Genomic DNA, 18,988 nt, shown 5'->3' on the forward strand with positions numbered 1-18,988 from the left:
CCTTCGGGGGGAGCGCCACGATAACGACCTTTAGTCAATCATGTAGGGGAACCACAACGCGATTTCACGATCGGCGCTCTGTACCGAGTCCGAACCGTGAACAATGTTTTGAATCTGCGCGTCCGGGCCCCAATCCCGAGCCAAATCCCCACGAATAGTCCCGGGCAGCGCCACTGCTGGGTTGGTATCTCCCATCATGTTACGGAAAGCCTGAATCACTCGAGAGCCTTCGATAACCATGAGCACAATGGGACCGCTCGTCATGTAGCTGACCAAGCTTTCAAAGAAGTGCTTATCTTTGTGCTCAAAATAGTGTTCTTCAAGCTCTTCCCTGGTCGCCGTCTTGGTTTGCAAGCCCACAATCTTAAATCCGCGACGTTCAATCCGGCTAATCACCTCGCCGATGAGTCCGCGCCGGTAGCCATCAGGCTTAATAATGACCAGAGTGTGTTCTTCCTTCGGATCATAAGGGATGTGGCAGTCAGCCATTGACTTTCCTTTCGTCAAAAGTTTCGTTCTACGTCGAGCGAAACATCAAGTTGTGTAAGTACCTGTGCATCCTACCGGATTTCATCAGGGTTTTTCCGAAAAGTGCTCAATGCGCGGCGGCTTTTGCCGCCTCTGCCAAAATGAGCGCACTAGAGGTGGCACCGGGATCCTTGTGACCGATGGAACGTTCCCCCAACAGTGACGCCCGCCCTTTTGCAGCGCTCATCGACACCGTATCTTCGGCACCCTTCGCGGCTGCGTCCGCAGCGACGCGCAAGACTTCCTCCAGGGTCGCGCCTTTCGCCACCGCGGCAGCAGCGTTCGTAGCAGCCGGGTACCACGCGTCCAGCATGGTTTTGTCCCCCGGCTGGGCTCCACCGCGTTCCGCAATCCCCTCCGCCGCCTTTACCAGCAGCATCGCCACAGCCTGAGAATCTAGGCTCTCCGTGCTCACCGAACGCGCCGCCCGCAAGAATGCCGTGCCGTACAAAGATCCCGAAGCTCCCCCCACAGCTGCCAACAAAGTATTTGCCGTCACCCGTAATGCCTGCTTCGGGCTCTCTACCACGATTCCAGATAAGCGCTGGTCAACGGCAGAAAACCCGCGTGAAATGTTCTCTCCGTGATCTCCATCTCCAATGACGTCATCTAAATCCCCCAGCATTTCGCGGTTTTGTTCCAGCACTCGAGCGCAGCCATCCATCCAGCGCAGCACCCACTGCTTGTCCAAACTCACAGCTGCTCCTTCCCGACTGCCTGAAATTTCCGCAACTGGCTCCGACCGAGATTCAGTCGATGGGAACCAATCGTGATTAGTTTAGTTTGTCTTTCCGCAACACGTCTTGTGCCATTCCGGCAAGCACGACAGAACCGAAAATCACCACTCCGGTGGAGCCGGGAACGCCACCTTGTAAATCGTCGATTTCTCCGGCTTTCGCAATCGCTTCGGGCAGGGAGCCGATAGCGTAGACCCGCTCGTCTCCAAACACGTCCGCCGCCAGGGTCTGCAAATCCTCCACTTTAGCGGCGCGCTCACCAGGCATCTGGGTCACGATTAACTCCGCGATGGTCGGTTCCATAATTCCCAACACAGTTTCAATGTCTTTGTCCGCCATGGCGGAATAAATCCCCACCGTGTGTTCAAAACGGAAATCATCTTCGATTGCCCGACGCAAGGCTTGAGCCGCACCCGGATTATGCCCCGCGTCAGCCACAATCATGGGGGTGGAATGCAGCACTTCCAGGCGTCCGGGAGACTTGACCGTCCCCAAAGCCCGCTCCACAGATTCCCCGTGCAACGGCATACCGCCCAGTTGTGCCTCTACTGCCGTGAGTGCCAGCGCCGCGTTTTCCGCCTGAAATTCCCCATACAGGGGCAGGTAAATATCTTGGTAGACTGCCGCCGGAGTGCGAATGTCGAGGACTTGTCCCCCGACTGCCGGGACCCGGCGCAGCACTTCAAAATCTTCCCCTTCATAGCGCAGCACTACATCCTCGGCAGCGGCAGTGTCACGAATCACCGCGAGAGCCTCGTCGGGTTGTTTTGCCACCACTGCCACCCGCTGTGGTCGCATGATGCCCGCTTTTTCCCGCGCAATATTGGTCAGTCCCTTACCGAGCCACTGTTCGTGCTCCAAGCTGATTGGTCCGATGACAGCTGTATCTGCATCAATGACGTTCGTAGCGTCCCAGCGTCCGCCCATACCGACCTCAACCACTGCCACATCTATCGGCACGTCTGCAAACAGGGCATACGCCATGACAGTCATGACTTCAAAGAAGGACAGCCGCCGTCCGGGGTGCGCGTGCTCCCACAGCGCCAGCTGCGCCTCGATGTCTTCATAAGCCTGGACGAACTGTTCGGTGGTCAGGGGGGCTTGGTCGATTGAAATACGTTCGCACACGTCGACCAGGTGTGGAGAGGTAAACCGACCGGTCCGATATCCCAGTTCTGCCAGCAAGGCCTCAATCATCCGAGCGATGGAAGTTTTACCATTCGTGCCGGTGATGTGGACGGAATGGAACAATTCTTGGGGATTGCCCAGGTAATCTAGCACTCCCCGCACCGGCTCCAAGCTGGGCTCAATCTGGTGTTCGGCACGGCGTGTCAACAACGTTTCGTAGATAGCACGAGCTTTCGGGTCGTCCATAGTGGAGGGCCCCAGCGTTGCCTCCGGACGTTGCCTGTCGTGCATTTCATCCACAAGCTCGCGCTGTTCGGGGCTCAACGGAGTGCCAAAGCGGTCGAGGGGACCTTTCCGGGGTGTGTCACCGTTTTCTGGGTCACAAGGTTCCCCGGTCGGGTTGTTATGGTCCTCCGGCTCGGCGGGGGTTCGAGCCGCGAACAGGTAGGGAATCAAATCTGGGTCAACTGACAAATCCTCGGGGGTAACCGCCGGGGAGTGATGCTCATGGGCGTGGTGATGGTGGTGCTGGTGCGCTTCTTCATGCTTGTTTTCCACTCCACCATGTTACCGACCTTGGCAAACTCGCGCCGATGAGAGTATCTGACCCAATCACCTGTTTTATCTGAATTCGGTAGTGACGCGACCTGTTGTTCCCCCAGACCGACAGAATGATTTTTATTCAGCAGCCGGCAAAGACTACCCAGCAGGTACGAAACATGAAACAATTGGGATATGTCCAAGCTGTCCTTAGAAGCCCCGTCGACCGATGAGTTGACGGCAACAGAGCCAAAGTCAGAAATTAAGATTGCCTATCGTCCGATAACCCGCGATGACGTGGTGCAGATGTCGCAACTGCACGCGGTTGCCTATCGGGATGCCGGGTCGAGTGCTGCCAGCCAGCTGAATTTGTTTTGGGATGGCGCCTACGGTCCGCTGTTGACTGAAGCCACCCTCGGGGCCTGGCACGAGGACAAACTGGTCGGCGTGGTTATCGTCTTGCACCAGGCTCCTGATGAGTGGTGTACCGCCGACGGAAACAGCGACCAACCCTATATTGCTGATTTGTTTGTAGATCCTGAGTATCGTCGTCAGGGCATTGGTTCGGGGCTGGTGATTAATGCTTCCCGAGCTGTGGACGCGTTGGGGCTTGAAGCTCTGACGCTACAATTGGACATATCCGCCGCTCCCGAAGCGATGCAGCTGTATGACGCTCTAGGGTTCTCAACACGTTGAGTTCTGCGGGGATGTCGTCACCGATACGGTCGCAAAGTCACAAGTTTTGTCGGTGACGTTGCCGGGGTCGCTCGGAAAATTTTGGTGTGGCACGGTAGGGTTGAACCCATGACAAAGAACCCACTGTTGGGGATGCTTGACCCCGCTGATTTTGATGAAACCATCCGCCCCCAAGACGACCTTTACCGTTACGTAAACGGTAAATGGCTGGCGCGCACCGAGATTCCTGCTGACAAGGCGAGTTACGGTTCATTTCACCTCTTGGCTGAAGAAGCGGAAAAGCAGGTCCGTACCATCATTGAAGATTGTGTCGCGGGTCGTATCACTGGGGAACTGAGCGGTCTTGCTGCCAAAGTTGCCTCCCTTTATGGCTCTTTCATGGATGAAGCCACGGTGGAAGCAGACAGCACCGCGAGCTTGCAACAATTACAGGCTCCCCTAGACCACGCCACCACGAAAGCGGAACTGCGTGACTTGTGGGCACAGACTTTTGCGGAAGGCACCTACGAGGGATTCTTTGATACCGGCATCGACATTGATGTGAACGATCCCGAACGTTACGTCAACTATTTCGGGCAAGACGGTTTGGGTTTGCCCGAACGCGCCTACTACTTGGAAGAAAAACACGCCAGCCTGTTGAATCAGTATCGCCAGCACATTGCTCGCATGTTCACCCTGGCCGGATATGCTTCACAGTCCGCAGCTGCGGACGCGGCTGCTAGAATCGTCAACTTTGAGACGGAGATTGCGAAACTACATTGGGATAACGTGAAAACTCGCGACACGGACGCTACGAACAACCCAATGACCTGGGACGAACTGGCTGCCAAACTGCCGCGTTTTGACCTGGGAGCCTGGCGAAAGGCTTCGGGATTACCTGATAAAATGTTTACGGAAGTCAACGTGAGCGAACCGGATTTCCTCGAAAACATGGATCAACTCTGGGATTCTACCGACTTTGAGACGCTGAAATGGTGGATGCTGTGGCACGCTTTGAACGGGCATACCTCCCTGCTCTCCAGCGAAATCGTGAATGCGGACTTTGAATTTTACGGGCAAAAGCTGGCAGGCAAGGAGCAGCTGCGGGAACGCTGGAAGCGCGGAGTTTCCCTGGCGTCCTCCGTCATGGGCGAAGCTTTAGGCAAACTTTATGTGCAGCGCCACTTCCCTGCCGAAGCTAAGTCTGCTATGAGCCACCTGGTAGATAACCTCATTCAGGCTTATCAGGATTCCATTGCGGTTTTGGATTGGATGGGACCGGAGACGCGAGACAAGGCGCTACAGAAAATGCGTCAGTTTACCCCCAAAATCGGCTACCCCGACAAGTGGCGGAATTATGAGAAACTCCAGCTCGGCGACGGAACGCTAATGGATAAGGTTCACAATGCCAGCGTATTTGGGACGAATTTTTGGATTGACAAGCTGGGTGGTCCAGTCGATCACACGATTTGGCACATGACTCCGCAAACCGTCAACGCTTACTACAATCCGACCGAAAACGAAATCGTGTTCCCCGCCGCTATCCTGCAGCCCCCGTTCTTTGACAAGGATGCGGATGCAGCGGTGAACTACGGTTCTATCGGGGCAGTTATCGGACATGAAATCGGGCATGGTTTTGATGACCAGGGTGCGAAGTTCGACGGCACCGGCAAAGTCGAAAATTGGTGGACTGACCAGGACCTAGCCGAGTTTGAGAAACGCACCCATGCGCTAATCGACCAATACAACGCTTTCGTCCCCCAGGGGCTGCCTGCAGAATTCCATGTCAACGGCGCGCTGACTATCGGGGAAAACATTGGCGACCTGGGTGGACTCGACATCGCTTGGAAAGCCTACCTGTTAGAGCTCAAGCAGCAGGGCATTGCCGACCCGGCAGATGCTCCGGTTATCGAGGGGCTCAGCGCTGCCGAACGTTTCTTCCTATCCTGGGCACTGTCCTGGCAGACAAAGGTCCGCCCGGAAATGGCCAAACAACTCATTTCTGTTGATCCCCACTCCCCGGCAGAGTTCCGTTGCAACGGTGTGGTCGCGAACCTCGACCTATTCGCGGATACTTTCCAGACCAAGCCCGGAGACGCCCTGTGGCTGGAGCCGAATCAAAGAGTCAGGATTTGGTAGGTGCGGGGCTTGGTTTCGGCTTGGTGCCTTTCACCGGGTCGTTCCAAGTCCAGGTTTTCAGCACGGAATCAATAATCGGCTGATAGGTCTCCAGCGCGTAATCAGGGACGTCTTGTTTCAAGGCGTAAGCATGATTATTCCCGGAGACCAAGGTCATAAACGCGGTCATTTCGACCTCTTGATAGACGTAGCTCCACTTCATTTCCAGGACGTTCAGTCCCTCTACTTGGGTCGGGTTCAGTACCGTAAACTTCTTGTAATCCTTGTAGATGGGATTCTGTTTCAAGTTCTTTTGCACTTCATCAGGGTCGGAATTCGCTTTGGCGTGATCAATGACCATGACGGGAACGTAGCCGTTGAGGGCTTTGTCAGAAGCGAGCGACAGCACCACCTGTGCGTCGGGCAGCTTGGAACCGCTAATTGCATCGTAAGCATCCAGGTAGGATGACGGAATCTGCACCCGAAAAGCCCCGTCCTTACCGTTAATCCAGCCCTTTGGGGCCGGCGTGGTCACAATGGTGGAGTTCCATTGGGTAGAGGTCTCAGAGTCTTTCTTTGCGCAGGCACTCAATCCGGTCAAAGCCACTGCGCTTAAGAGAATTCCCACGAGGACACGCCGCCCCCCGCGGAGTTTCGAGGCTGAAATCTGGAAGTCAAAATCGCCCGCGGTTTTCCGTCTCAACGCAAATACCTCCCCTTGCTGTTCGCGCCCGGACCACAACCTAAGTCTAGTTTAACTGTAATCTGTACGCTGAAACTTCATCAAAAAGGGCTCAGACGTGGAAGAATATATACCGATTGCAAACTCAAAGGAGCGTAAATGCCTGGAACTAACCTAACCCGCGTCGAAGCCGAGCAGCGTTCGGAAATCGTCAGCGACGTTCACTACCGCGTACACCTTGATTTAACTCAAGGAGAGCAAATTTTTCATTCCGTGACCGAAGTTGACTTCGCTGCCCAGCCAGGGGCTTCGACTTTCATCGACCTCATTGCCGATTCCGTCACCGAAGTGATTTTGAACGGGACAGCATTAGACCTCTCGAATTACGCCGATTCCCGAATTTTCCTGCCAGATTTGCAGGAACGCAACAATCTGCGGGTGACGGCGAATTGCGTTTACATGCACACCGGTGAGGGGCTGCACCGTTTCACGGACCCCGAAGACGGCAAATCTTACGTGTACTCTCAGTTCGAGGTGCCGGATTCCCGTCGCGTATATGCAGTTTTTGAGCAACCCGACATCAAAGCAGACTTTACCTTTACTTTCGTGGTTCCCCCCGAGTGGAACGCATTCTCCAACTCGCCCACCCCGGAACCTGAAATCGCCGCTGACGGCGTACGCACGTACCGTTTCACCCCCACCGAAAAAATCTCGTCCTATCTGACCGCCGTTATTGCAGGTCCCTACGTGGGAGAAACTGGCGAAGTAACCTCGTGCGATGGCAGACGCATCCCCTTGGGAGTCTACTGTCGTGCCTCTATGGTGAAGCACTTGGATGCCACTGATGTTATGGACATCACCCGCGCTGGTTTTGAATTCTACGAAACCGCTTTTGAGCGCCCCTATCCGTTCCGTAAATATGACCAAATTTTTGTTCCCGAATATAACGCCGGGGCAATGGAGAACGTGGGCTGCGTGACATTCCGCGACGAGTACGTATTCCGGTCCCGCCCGCTACAGACCAGAGTGGAACGCCGGGTCGTGACCATTTTGCACGAACTGGCTCACATGTGGTTCGGTGACCTGGTCACGATGAAGTGGTGGAACGACTTGTGGCTCAACGAGTCTTTCGCTGAATTTGTCTCCACCAAGGCCACCGCGGAAGCAACTCAGTGGAAGGACATCTGGACGACCTTCTCGTGTTCAGAAAAGATTTGGGCATACCGTCAAGACCAGCTACCCTCCACCCACCCGGTTGTGGCGACCATCAACGACCTGGAAGATGTCCAGGTCAACTTTGACGGCATCACTTATGCAAAAGGTGCCTGTGTGCTGTCCCAGTTGGTGACGTACGTAGGTTGGGATAACTTCCGCCTGGGGATTAAGGAATACTTTGCCAAGCACGAGTGGTCCAATGCCACTCTGACAGACCTGCTGACCGAGCTGGAGGCCACCTCCGGTAAAGACTTGAAAGCCTGGTCGCGCAAGTGGCTGGAAGAAGCCGGTATGACGTGGCTGCGTCCCGAAATCCAGACGGACGACAGCGGAGAGATTACTTTCATGCGCATTGTCCAAGAACATTTCAATGCCGATGCCACCCCGCGTCCGCAGCATATGGCAGTATGTGCCTACAACTTGGAACAGCACGATGGCAAGACCGTGTTTGTTCCCGGTCATCGCGAGGAATTCGACATGGAGGTCGAGGAATACATTCTTCCCGGCTTCTATGGTCCGCGCCCCGACGTCATTCTGGTCAACGATGGGGACATGGCTTACGGCAAAGTTCGGTTAGATGAACAGTCTTTGCGTACGGCTTGTGAACATATTGACGCCTTCACTGACTCACTGACCCGATCCCAGATTTTGTCGATTCTGTGGGACATGGTGCGTGACGGTGAGGTCGGTGCTTCTCACTATGTTGATACTGCCTTGCAAGCCCTCATGGTAGAAACTCACCCCATGGTGGTTTCGGTCACCTTGCGTAATCTGGATACCTGCGTTGAAAGTTACCTTGCTGCGGAGAACCGCGAAGCTGTGGCTCGAAACGTCTCCTCGCGTCTGCGGATGCTGTCCCGCCTGGCCAAGGCTGATTCGGATACCCAACTGCAGCTGGTTCGGGCTGCCGCTCGTCGAGCACAGTCCCCCGAAGACGTCGCTGCCAGTGCCGCCCTTCTGGATGGCAGCGAGACCCTCACCGGGCTGTTGGTAGACACAGAGTTGCGTTGGAATCTGCTGACTTCTTTGGCAGCAGTGGGACACGTAGACCGTGGCGCTATCGAAGCTGAACTGAGCAATGATGACACCGTGAACGGGCGCGAACGTGTCCTGCAAGCCACGGCTTCTTTGCCCGATTCGGCGGTAAAGGCTGAGTTCTTTGACCGCGCTTACAGCGATACCACTCTCACGAACGACCAGTTGGCGTCCATCATCGCCGGTTTCAATCGGACACCCGACCCGGTGCTGTTGGCTCCTTTTGCTCAGCGTTACTTTGAGATGCTGCGGGAGACTTATGATGGTCGTACTCACGAGATTGGCGAACAGCTCATCGAGGGCATGTATCCAGCCGCGCTGGTGGGATTTGAATCCAGTGGCGTGGATGTCCTGGCACTCACCCAGGAATGGCTCTCGAACAATGCCGACGCGCCTGCGGCTCTGCTGCGGATGATGCGCGAGAACCAGTCCGGCGCCGAACGCATCGCGAAAGCTCAGCAGCGCGACCGCGAAGGGTAAAGTCTGGCGGGTAGCTCTCTGTGCCCGCAAAAGAGCGGAGAGCAAGTCCCCCGTGGACACCAGAATACTTAGGTCCCAGGAGCTATTGGCTCCTGGGACCGCGGTTTTTATTGAAATGCTTCCCGCTCCGCCGGGCAATCTTAACAATCCTGATATACATGCCTCAGGTTAATGCGAACGCGATTGGTGATTAGCCTTCGGGTGAGTCTCTGCCGGGGCGACCGGAACCCGCGGTGGGGGCTGGGGCGCGGAAAAGTTTTGCGCAGTCGGAGTGTTCTGCGGCATTGCCGCGGAGTTGTAAGCGGTGGGATACGCGTAGCCGTTTCCTTGGTATCCATATAGTTGGGGATTATATCCACCGTTGTACTCCGGTCCGTACTCGGGATAAGCCGGATACCCTTCGGGGTAGCTCGGCGCCTGGTATCCATAGGGATTCTGGGCATATCCCTGCTGGGTATAAGCGGGATTTGGCGTGGCAGCGACTTCAGAATAAGGCTCAGCCGAGCGTACCGCAGGCTGCGGAGACTGGGGCGCGGGTCTGATTGCTGGTTCAGTTCGCACCATCCGCGGTTCCCGGGTTGCTTCAGGTTGAGTGATAACGGGTTGAGCGGCAACAGGCTGCGTGGCGACAGGCTCAACGATACCTGGTTGGTTCGGAACCGGTTTTGTCGGAGATACCTTTGCCGGTGTCGATTTTGTCGGTGCTGGTGTTGCCGCGACTGGCTTTGCGGGCGTCGGTTGAACCGCTGCCGGTTTTGCCGGAGTGACCTTTGTGGTGGTCGCTTTTGTCACCACTGGCTTTGCCGCAGTTGCCTTTGCAGGAGTTCGCTTTTCCGGAGCCGGAGAAACCGCGGAAGTATCTTCACTAACTGGGGTCGACGCGCCGGTCTGTGTGGAGTTCTTCACAGCTTCCGATTTCTGACTCACGAGGACCGGAGCGAACTTCGCGTCACCGGAATTGTTGGGGATGCCCATAAACGGTTTCGTAATGTAGGACACACCAAATCCACCCAGGCGCAATCGTTTCCCTTTTGCCTTTACTGTGAAAATAGCAATCATGACGTAAATCGCAGCGTAAATCACTCCCAGGATGAGCAGCACTAAAATGCCTGCACCGGTTCCCATCCAGCGCAGCAAGTCCAGCATGCCGGGACCGCCTGCCCAGCCAATAGTTACGCCGAAAACCGCGGTGAGAGCGTAAGCAAACGCCGAGGCTCCCGCATGTACCAATAACAGACCAGGAGCCGCGAAAAACAACAGATATAGCGCTGGTTTGTCGGCACCTACCACGAACGTGCTGGCAATCAGGAACCAATACATGATGCGCCAGTATTGACGATTGCTGCCCTTCAGCTGCAGCCACAACACCAGGAACAGTGCTGCCAGCCCAAACGCTACGACCGGGTAGCCCCCGGCGAGGAACAGGGCCTGCTGCCCCTCCATCTGCGTACCTCCGTACACAAAGCAGCGGTAGGAACCGTTGAGGGTGTCGCCCTGGGTTGTTTGGCATCTGCCGTAGAGATTAAAGGGCGCAACGTTCAGCAGGGAGCTAAACCCGGCGACCTCCGCAAAAGGATGGAGCAGACCGTAGATTGCAGCTCCTAAAGGACCTGGAGTGGACACCATTGCCGTGCCAACTGCCACGGCAATGAGCAGATAAAGCAGTTGGTAACACACGCCGACCAGAATGCCGAGGACTACTCCCCCAGTCGCGGAAATCATCACCACCAGAGGAATCCCGCTGACCATTCGAGCCCAGGGAGCAATTTTGCGGAATCGGAACTCGCTCCAGCAACCAGCCACCAGGAATCCCACCAAGATTCCACCCATCAGCCCCAAGTCAACAGCGGAAACCTCCCCTTGTGAGGATGCCGCACTGTATCGAGACAAAGCCATTGTGGCACCCAGGTAACCAGCCCAACCGCCCAGCACCGCAAGTCCGATGGCGGCGTTAGCACGTTTAGCGGCCGCGAAAGCCAACAGAAATGCCACGACCAGAGGAAAATAGGACTCTACCGTGGTACCAACATAGTAAAAGATGTCCGCCACAGGCAATATCGCCGGAAACAGTTTGCCGAATCCCTGATCTCCAAGGATATGCCCCTGCCCTAGGCGTAAGGACATTTCAGATGCGCACAGCACCAATATCGCGACAAACAGATACTGCAGGAACCGTTCGTACCACCCTGGTGACAGGAACCTAGCGAAATGTTGCCGCTTACCCGCAGTCTCCGGGGCTTTGGCGTCTTTCGGACGTTTCGCTGATTTCTTTGCCGCAGCGGAATTTTGGGCTTTTTGCTTGGCTTTGCCTGTTCGGCTCTGAGCACCAGAAATGCGATCCGATTCCACATCGGATACCGCGTCGGCTGCTTTGCCTTTGCCCGCCACGCTGGCACTTCCTTTCCTCAGCATCTCCAGGTCAGACTGTAGTCACGGATACCGCAGCCAACAGCTCTCTCAATTTTGCCACAAATTCTGCCCGGAAAATGTCTTTCGACGTGCTATTAAAGGATTGCAAAGTGGCAACCCCAACGCGACGACTTCGCGACAGAGGCTACGGCTTTGAAAATATAATTCCTTTCAGAACATTAGTTTTCAGTGTTTTCCGGATGCTGCGGATTCACCAATTCGCGCATCGCTTCGCAGATTTCGCCTACTCCCACGTAGTATTCCAGCTCCTCCACTTTGACCGAACGTCCCAGAGAATCCGTTAGCGGAATCCGCCAGTTCGGGTATTCGTTATTCGTACCGGGCTGGTTTTGCATCCGCAGGTCTCCCACTGCGTCGACCAAGCTGACTACAGACAGCTTTGCCGGGGTCATGCCAATGAAACGGTGTAGCGCCAAAATGAGCTCGGACTCGGTCGGATATTCATTTTCCAGCAGCCCCATGTTCCGCAGCATTTCCACCAACTTCGAGATGTCGTCATACAGAGCGTCCTTGGCTTGTTCGAGGGGCTGTGGCAGAATCCCCAAACTGTCCTGTACTTCCAGGTGGACGGCACGGAGGAATCCCAAGGTCGGGGGCAAATCGTGAGTATTGACAGCTGCCATGCACATTTCGCGGTATTGATCCGGATATCTGAAATCACTACCGTTGCGTTCAAACCACAGCACCGACGTGCCCAGAATACCGCGATCTTTCAGGTAATCACGGACCCAGTCCTCTACTGTTCCCAAGTCCTCCCCGACCACTACGGCGTTAGCTCTGGCGGCTTCCAACAGCATGATGCCCACGGTAGCTTCGTGGTTGTAACGAACGTAAGTACCCTCGTTGGGGTCAGTTCCTTGCGGAATCCACCACAGGCGAAGCAGCCCCATCACATGATCGATGCGCAAAGCCCCGCAATCGGCTAAGGCACGGTGAATAATCCCTCGCAAAGGTTCCCAATCGTGAGTCGCCATATAACGCGGGTTCATCGGTGGCTGGGACCAGTCTTGACCCAGCTGATTGTACATATCCGGTGGCGCACCCACGCTCATAGTACGCACGAAAGCGTCCGGGATGGACCACACGTCAGCACCGCACTTGTGCACCCCGACCGCAAGGTCGTTCATGATGCCAATCGTCATACCGGAGTTCTTGGCAGATTCTTGAGCCGCGTGAAGCTGCGTGGAGGCAATCCATTGCAGCCAGCAATAGAACTCGACTCGTTTGGCGAGTTCCTCCCGCAGCGCCGCCACACGAGGGCTGGAAACATCGGCAACGTCATCTTCCCAAGGTCCCGGGCCGAAACGGTCATACAGGGCGCACCACAAAGCAAAGTTTTGCAAGTCCTGACCTCGCACTGCCACAAAATCGCTGAACTCTGCTTCGCGGGAGGGGCTGCGTTTTACCTTAAAAATGACTTCCAGGGCTTCACGTTTGGCTTTCCATGAACGATCCCGATCGATGTATTTCACCGCATCAACGGGGAAAATTTCATTGGAGGCTTGAGCGAAAGCGACTTTCACCAGAGATTCAGAAGTGGAATCTAACTGGCTATATTCCGCAATGTCATCAGGGCGGATGTATAGCGGGTTCAGGAAACGCCGCGACACCGGCAGGTAGGGAGAGGGCGTGAGAGGTACGTTGGGCTCGCCCGCATGCAACGGATTGGTCAGCACGAAGTCTGCGCCTTGGCGCCCGAAAATTTCAGCGATATGACCTAAATCGTGGAAGTCTCCCATCCCCCAGGAACCGCGAGAAGACACTGAATACAGTTGCGTCATCACGCCCCAAGAGCGGGAATGCTCCAGGTTCCCCAAAGGCAGCCGATCCGGAACGACCGCAACCTGTTGGGAAAAGTCGCCTTCCACGGTCTTGGCATGCAGGGTATGGTAGCCCCATTCGGTGCCTTCAGGCAGGCGGAACGTGGCCTCACCACGCCTGCCTTCGGGACCAAAGTCACGGGGCGGAACCCAAATATCTAGCTGTTCCAGCGGTCTGGTATCGCCGTTTTCAGTCTCCAGCCAAACTTCCAAACTGGTGCCATCAGGCACGTGAACCGGAATGTTCGCTCCGTGAGACTGCCGTACCACCAGCCCTTTCGGAAGCGTGGAAAACCAGTATTCTCGATCCAGCGACTCATAGGCACGCCCAATGTCATCACAGCTTTGCAGCGTAAAGCCGAGGGCATCAATGACTCGAACCAAAGTCGATTGCGACACCTCATGGTAGTTGCCCGCAAAATCCCAATAGTCCGTGTCCACCCCCAGTCGACGGGCTAAGTCCTGGACTTGGGGCAAATATCCTTCAAGATAGTGCGTTGTTTCGGCCACTGTATCGATTCCTCAAAAATCCGCTCGCTGATTGCCACACGTCGCAACCACTACCGGTACGACACTGGACGGTTTACATTAACTAATTCTAACCGCTCAAACCCGTTAGTGGGCAAGCACACGGGGTGCTATAACGTTTTTCAGTGACTTTTGGGTACGTTTACCCTCACCCGCGGGTCAGTTTCCGATAAACCACCCGATGCGGTCGGGCAGCTTCCGGTCCCAGACGCTGAATTTTGTTGGCTTCGTAGCCCTCAAAGTTGCCTTCAAACCAGAACCATTTAGCCGGATCTTCCTCGGTACCCTCATAAGCCAAAATGTGCGTCGCCACTCGGTCCAGGAACCAGCGGTCGTGGGTGACGACCACGGCACAACCGGGGAACTGCAACAGGGCGTTTTCCAACGATCCCAAGGTTTCAACATCCAAGTCGTTCGTTGGTTCGTCGAGCAGCAGCAGGTTTCCGCCCTCTTTCAAGGTCAGAGCTAGGTTCAGGCGGTTACGTTCCCCGCCGGACAAAACACCCGCAGGCTTCTGCTGGTCAGCTCCCTTGAACCCGAAAGCGGACACGTAGGCACGCGACGGCATCTGGACCTTACCCACCTCAATATAATCTGCCCCGTCGGAGACAACCTCCCACAGTGTCTTTTCCGGGTCAATGCCCGCGCGAGTCTGATCGACATAAGAGATTTTCACGGTTTCCCCGATTTTCAGGTCACCGCCGTCGAGGGGTTCCAGCCCGACGATGGTCTTAAACAGGGTCGTTTTCCCGACCCCGTTAGGTCCGATAACTCCCACTATGCCGTTTCGGGGCAAGCTGAAGCTCAAACCATCAATCAGGGTACGGTCGCCAAAGCCTTTCTTGAGGTTGGTTGCCTCCAGTACCAAAGTGCCCAACCGCGGCCCCGGCGGAATCTGGATTTCTTCGAAATCAAGTTTCCGCGACTTCTCAGCCTCCGCTGCCATCGCTTCATATGCCTGCAAACGAGCCTTTGACTTGGCTTGACGCCCCTTAGCGGATTGGCGCACCCACTCCAGCTCTTCTTTCAATCGTTTTTGGAGTTTGGCGTCTTTACGACCTTGGACTTCCAAACGCTCCTGTTTCTTTTCCAAGTAGGTGGAGTAGTTGCCCTCATAGGGGTACAGATGACCGCGGTCGACCTCCGCAATCCACCCCGCCACGTGATCCAGGAAATACCGGTCGTGAGTGACGGCAATGACCGCTCCCTTGTATTGGCTCAAATGCTGCTCTAGCCACAGCACCGACTCGGCGTCCAAGTGGTTGGTTGGCTCGTCAAGCAGCAGCAAATCAGGGGCTTCCAGCAGCAGCTTGCACAAGGCGACCCGGCGGCGTTCCCCTCCGGAGAGGGTTTTCACGTCCGCGTCTGCCGGCGGGCAGCGCAACGCGTCCATCGCCTGTTCCAACTGGCTGTCGAGGTCCCAGGCATCAGCAGCATCAATAGCTTCTTGGAGCTGACCCATTTCTTCCATCAAGGCATCGAAATCTGCGTCCGGGTCTGCCATTTGGGCTGAAATCTCGTTGTATCGATCCAGCTTGGATTTGATTTCCCACACGCCTTCCTCGACGTTGCCCAGCACGTCCTTTTCCTCGTTAAGCGGGGGTTCCTGCAAGAGGATACCTACCGTATATCCGGGACTGAGAATGGCTTCACCATTGCTGGGTTCATCCAAACCTGCCATGATTTTCAGGATGGTCGACTTACCGGCACCGTTAGGACCTACCATGCCAATCTTGGCTCCGGGCAGGAATGCCATCGTTACGTCATCCAAAATGAGCTTATCGCCGACTTTCTTGCGGGCCTTTAACATCGAATAAATGTACTCTGACATGCAACTTCCTTACAGTTTCGGTGAGCCGAGCAACATCTGGCCCGGAGGTCTGTTGGGGGTGGGGTAAAAACCCGCACCCCCAATATGCTAACGGAAATCGCAAATCTTTTTCAGAATGGTACCGCGTCAGCCCCGACGCTAATCAAAGATTCCTCATCGGCAGCTTCCATTTCAACGTCTAATTCGTCAAGAATATCCGCACTCTCCACGAGGTCTGACTCCGTCTGCGCAAATCCCGTATCCCTCACGGTGTTCAAAGAGTCCGCGGAAATATCGAACTTGCTCGATTTCGCAGAGTTTTCCTCGGCGCTGGTTTCCTTGGCATATTTGATGTTTATGGAAGGAGTACGTACCAGGTCTACCCCAATATGGGTCAGGTGCAGAGCCAGTTCTGGGCGTTTTTCGACGACGCCAGTCGTTTTATCGGCGTGTTCGTAAGTCCCGGGCACTAAACGTCCCTGCGCAACCACCGGATCGCCCTTGTGCAGCGATTCCGCAATGTTGACGGCGAAAGTCCCCCAAGCTTTGCAGTTGAACCACGTGGTTTCCCCGCTGGTCCAGTTGCCGTTAACATCACGATAACTGGCGTTGCAGGCCAGAGAGAATCGGACCCAGTGCGTACCGGCGGAGGTCTTGCGCAAAAATGGAGTGTTTCCCAAATATCCGCTTACTGTTACTGTCATGGAGCTCATTTTGTTTTCCTTTCCCGAACGCCTCTGCGCTCGTTACTGTCGATAGCTGTCAAGCAAACAGCTCTCAGTTCGAGGGTTTCGCAAAGGTTTGTCATGTCCAACTAAATATTTTTTTGCCTGTGGATAACCCTTTTATGCACAGGGGAAAAAACCGCGGAAATAGGCTAAACTGGTCGAGTTAACAGATTTTGTTTAACCGGTAAGCCTTCGTAGCTCAATGGATAGAGCAACGGCCTTCTAATCCGTAGGTTGTGGGTTCGAGTCCCACCGAGGGCACCAACCCTCCCGAAATATACCGATACCGGTATTCAGTTTGTGGGGGAGGCTGACCATTGATAGGGAAAAATCACTAAAATGGGGTTCGTGACTATGGAAAACCTTTTAGGCCCCGGCTCCCCCTCGTCTCTGCGCGTAGCGAACCAAAAGCGAGTTTTGTCTGCCATTATTGATGCCGGAGGGATTTCACAGGCCGAGATTAGCCGTCGCACCGGTCTGGCCCCCGCGACCGTTTCTAACATCGTTCGCGAACTGACCGAAGCCGAAATTTTGCGTCTGGCGGAGGCCGCATCAGGTCGACGCGGCAACACGATTGCGTTCGCCCCCGAAATTGGTTACGCCATGGGTGTGTCTCTGGAACGTGAACAGGTACGAGTCGGGATTGTCACTCTGGATCACGAGATTGTGGATACGCAAGTCATCCCCCTTCCCCCAGAGGCTAACGCAACCATTAATAAGGAAATGTCAGTTGCCCTGTTCGACTCGATGATGGCAGCCAAGGGGCTGGAAAACGCTCAGATTGTGGCTGGTTGCATCGTAGTTGCCGATGCGGTGCGTTCGGATGGTCGCATGTCCAACTACACTTCCATGATTCCAGGACTGAACGGAATCAACCTGGAAGACATCGCTCAAGAAGTTTCCCCTTTCCCAATTCTGACCGAAAACGACGCTAATGCTGGGGCTTTAGCTGAGCACATGTGGGGAGTCGCAAAGGACGTTGATGATTTCGTCTATGTTGAAGCCTCGTCCGGGATTGGCGCCGGCATTATGGCAGGTGGCAAAATCCTGTACGGAACCGGCGGGATTTCGGGAGAAATCGGACACTTCCCGATTCCGAGCCATCATGAGTTATGTAAATGTGGAGGCAGTGGCTGTCTGGAGATGATTGCCTCGGTCAGCGCGATTATGGCTTCGCTGCGCAGCTTGGAGATTCCAGTCCACACGTTGAGGGACCTCTATCGACTGATTGAAGAGGGCGACGTGCGGGTCACTCGGCGTATTCAAGAAGCCGGTCGTGCTATCGGTTACGTCTTGGCGCAAGTGTGCAACATTTTGAACCCAAAGATGATTGTTATCGGGGGCGAGCTGTCCTTTGCAGGCGAGAGTTTCTTAAACCAGATTCGGGAGACGATTAACCAATTCGCCCTGCCGGATTGCGCCGCCGACACAACGTTGCGCCTGAGCGCCTTAGGTTCGTCCGCTCCCCTGCGTGGAGCGATGGCAAAAGCAGTTTCGATGGTGGATCTTGACGTGATTTTGCAACGATTCCTGGCTGACGAAAGCAACTAAGCCTTTTGCTGGTAGGCGAAGATTTCGCCACCAGAAACAACTATTGAATGGGAGATGAGTACCGTATGGGAAACAAAAAAACCGACCCGATGGTGTGGATTGATTGCGAGATGACCGGGCTCGATTTGCATGTTGACGAGCTGATTGAGGTCGCTGTGATTGTCACCGATGCCGAACTGAACCCGCTGGATTCCGGTATCGATTTGCTGATTAAGCCCAGCGCGACCGCGATGAATCACATGGGAGAATTTGTCCGCGAAATGCACACTAAGTCAGGGCTGTTGGCGAAACTTGATACCGGTTTGAGCGTGGAGGAAGCCGGTCGTCAAGTTCTGGACTACGTGAAACGCCTGGTCCCTGAACCCGGAAAAGCCCAGCTGGCGGGCAATTCAGTACATTCTGATAAAGCGTTCTTGGCGAAACAGATGCCGGAGCTCATCAACTGGTTGCACTATCGGATTATTGACGTGTCTACTCTGAAAGAACTGGCGATGCGCTGGTATCCAAAGGTGTACGGTTTAGCTCCGGAAAAAACCGGCAATCATCGAGCTTTGGGCGACATCATTGATTCCCTCAACGAACTGCGCTATTACCGTTCGGTACTGCTGCCGGCAGGCGAGGGTCCCAGCACGGAAGAACTGCAGAGTGCAGCCGCCCACATTTTGCAGACTTCGCCTTTCAAGTAAACAGAGGCGTTTCTGCACGAGTTCCCCCGGTACGGCGGTAGGCAAACACTGGTTTCGCATTAGGCGGGGCATGAGTTTCGTCTGAGCGGCAAAATCCGGTAAGATAAGGGGGTTGCTTTTCGCAAGCGATGGTGGCTGTAGTTCAGTGGTAGAGCACCTGATTGTGGTTCAGGATGTCGCGAGTTCGAATCTCGTCAGCCACCCGACTGAGAGAGCGTCTCAAGCCGAAAGCGAAGCTTTCGAGCTCGAGACGCGAACGAGGGAGGGTATGCAAGGCGAGCGGAGCGAGTCCTTGCT

At 55.1% G+C, this 18,988-nt stretch carries 13 protein-coding genes and 2 tRNA genes; 7 read left to right on the forward strand and 8 right to left on the reverse strand.

Going from position 1 to position 18,988, the window contains the following annotated elements:
• Window positions 1-30 precede the first annotated feature (30 nt).
• The 3 genes from ndk to HMPREF0573_RS00915 all read right to left on the reverse strand — a co-directional run bounded on the left by ndk (window position 31) and on the right by HMPREF0573_RS00915 (window position 2,951).
• Complete coding sequence (ndk, locus tag HMPREF0573_RS00905; RefSeq protein ID WP_004008187.1) at window positions 31-489, reverse strand: nucleoside-diphosphate kinase; 459 nt, start codon at window positions 487-489, stop codon at window positions 31-33.
• A gap of 106 nt (window positions 490-595) precedes the next feature.
• On the reverse strand, window positions 596-1,225 hold the full coding sequence (dhaL, locus tag HMPREF0573_RS00910) for a dihydroxyacetone kinase subunit DhaL (RefSeq protein ID WP_004008188.1): 630 nt from the start codon (window positions 1,223-1,225) through the stop codon (window positions 596-598).
• Window positions 1,226-1,301: 76 nt separating this feature from the next.
• A complete protein-coding gene (locus tag HMPREF0573_RS00915) occupies window positions 1,302-2,951 on the reverse strand; it encodes a bifunctional folylpolyglutamate synthase/dihydrofolate synthase (RefSeq protein WP_013188638.1) in 1,650 nt (549 codons plus the stop codon).
• A 177-nt stretch (window positions 2,952-3,128) separates the two neighbouring features.
• On the opposite strand from HMPREF0573_RS00915, the gene HMPREF0573_RS00920 reads away from it, so the two are divergent.
• Window positions 3,129-3,629 (forward strand): GNAT family N-acetyltransferase, encoded by a 501-nt coding sequence (locus HMPREF0573_RS00920; RefSeq protein ID WP_004008190.1) that lies wholly within the window; start codon window positions 3,129-3,131, stop codon window positions 3,627-3,629.
• Between the two features lie 108 nt (window positions 3,630-3,737).
• Window positions 3,738-5,747 carry a M13 family metallopeptidase gene (locus HMPREF0573_RS00925; protein ID WP_013188639.1) on the forward strand — a complete coding sequence of 670 codons (2,010 nt, stop codon included), beginning with the start codon at window positions 3,738-3,740 and terminating at the stop codon, window positions 5,745-5,747.
• Here HMPREF0573_RS00925 and HMPREF0573_RS00930 read toward each other — a convergent pair.
• Complete coding sequence (locus HMPREF0573_RS00930) at window positions 5,734-6,429, reverse strand: hypothetical protein (protein ID WP_236589552.1); 696 nt, start codon at window positions 6,427-6,429, stop codon at window positions 5,734-5,736. The genes HMPREF0573_RS00925 and HMPREF0573_RS00930 overlap by 14 nt on opposite strands.
• A 138-nt stretch (window positions 6,430-6,567) precedes the next feature.
• Between HMPREF0573_RS00930 and pepN the strand changes: the two genes are divergently transcribed.
• Complete coding sequence (pepN, locus tag HMPREF0573_RS00935) at window positions 6,568-9,138, forward strand: aminopeptidase N (RefSeq protein WP_013188641.1); 2,571 nt, start codon at window positions 6,568-6,570, stop codon at window positions 9,136-9,138.
• Between the two features lie 168 nt (window positions 9,139-9,306).
• Here pepN and HMPREF0573_RS00940 read toward each other — a convergent pair whose 3' ends face one another.
• The 4 genes from HMPREF0573_RS00940 to HMPREF0573_RS00955 form a co-directional block, all read right to left on the reverse strand.
• On the reverse strand, window positions 9,307-11,550 hold the full coding sequence (locus tag HMPREF0573_RS00940) for a PTS sugar transporter subunit IIA (protein ID WP_013188642.1): 2,244 nt from the start codon (window positions 11,548-11,550) through the stop codon (window positions 9,307-9,309).
• A gap of 176 nt (window positions 11,551-11,726) precedes the next feature.
• The gene (gene malQ, locus HMPREF0573_RS00945; protein WP_013188643.1) at window positions 11,727-13,898 is read right to left on the reverse strand and encodes a 4-alpha-glucanotransferase; all 2,172 of its coding nucleotides are present in this window, start codon (window positions 13,896-13,898) and stop codon (window positions 11,727-11,729) included.
• Window positions 13,899-14,064: 166 nt separating this feature from the next.
• Window positions 14,065-15,747: an energy-dependent translational throttle protein EttA gene (ettA, locus tag HMPREF0573_RS00950; RefSeq protein WP_013188644.1), complete on the reverse strand. Its 1,683-nt coding sequence runs from the start codon at window positions 15,745-15,747 to the stop codon at window positions 14,065-14,067.
• 110 nt (window positions 15,748-15,857) lie between these two features.
• Complete coding sequence (locus HMPREF0573_RS00955; protein ID WP_236589550.1) at window positions 15,858-16,430, reverse strand: single-stranded DNA-binding protein; 573 nt, start codon at window positions 16,428-16,430, stop codon at window positions 15,858-15,860.
• 212 nt (window positions 16,431-16,642) lie between these two features.
• Here HMPREF0573_RS00955 and HMPREF0573_RS00960 point away from each other — a divergent pair.
• From HMPREF0573_RS00960 to HMPREF0573_RS00975, 4 genes are all read left to right on the forward strand, one after another.
• Window positions 16,643-16,718: transfer RNA gene (locus tag HMPREF0573_RS00960), tRNA-Arg, on the forward strand.
• Between the two features lie 75 nt (window positions 16,719-16,793).
• A complete protein-coding gene (locus tag HMPREF0573_RS00965) occupies window positions 16,794-18,005 on the forward strand; it encodes an ROK family transcriptional regulator (RefSeq protein WP_004008198.1) in 1,212 nt (403 codons plus the stop codon).
• A gap of 47 nt (window positions 18,006-18,052) precedes the next feature.
• Window positions 18,053-18,691, forward strand: a complete 639-nt coding sequence (gene orn / locus HMPREF0573_RS00970) for an oligoribonuclease (protein WP_004008199.1) — start codon at window positions 18,053-18,055, stop codon at window positions 18,689-18,691.
• A gap of 131 nt (window positions 18,692-18,822) precedes the next feature.
• Window positions 18,823-18,894 (forward strand) — tRNA-His (locus HMPREF0573_RS00975).
• Window positions 18,895-18,988 lie beyond the last annotated feature (94 nt).

This window comes from Mobiluncus curtisii ATCC 43063 (assembly GCF_000196535.1).
Taxonomy (GTDB): domain Bacteria; phylum Actinomycetota; class Actinomycetes; order Actinomycetales; family Actinomycetaceae; genus Mobiluncus; species Mobiluncus curtisii.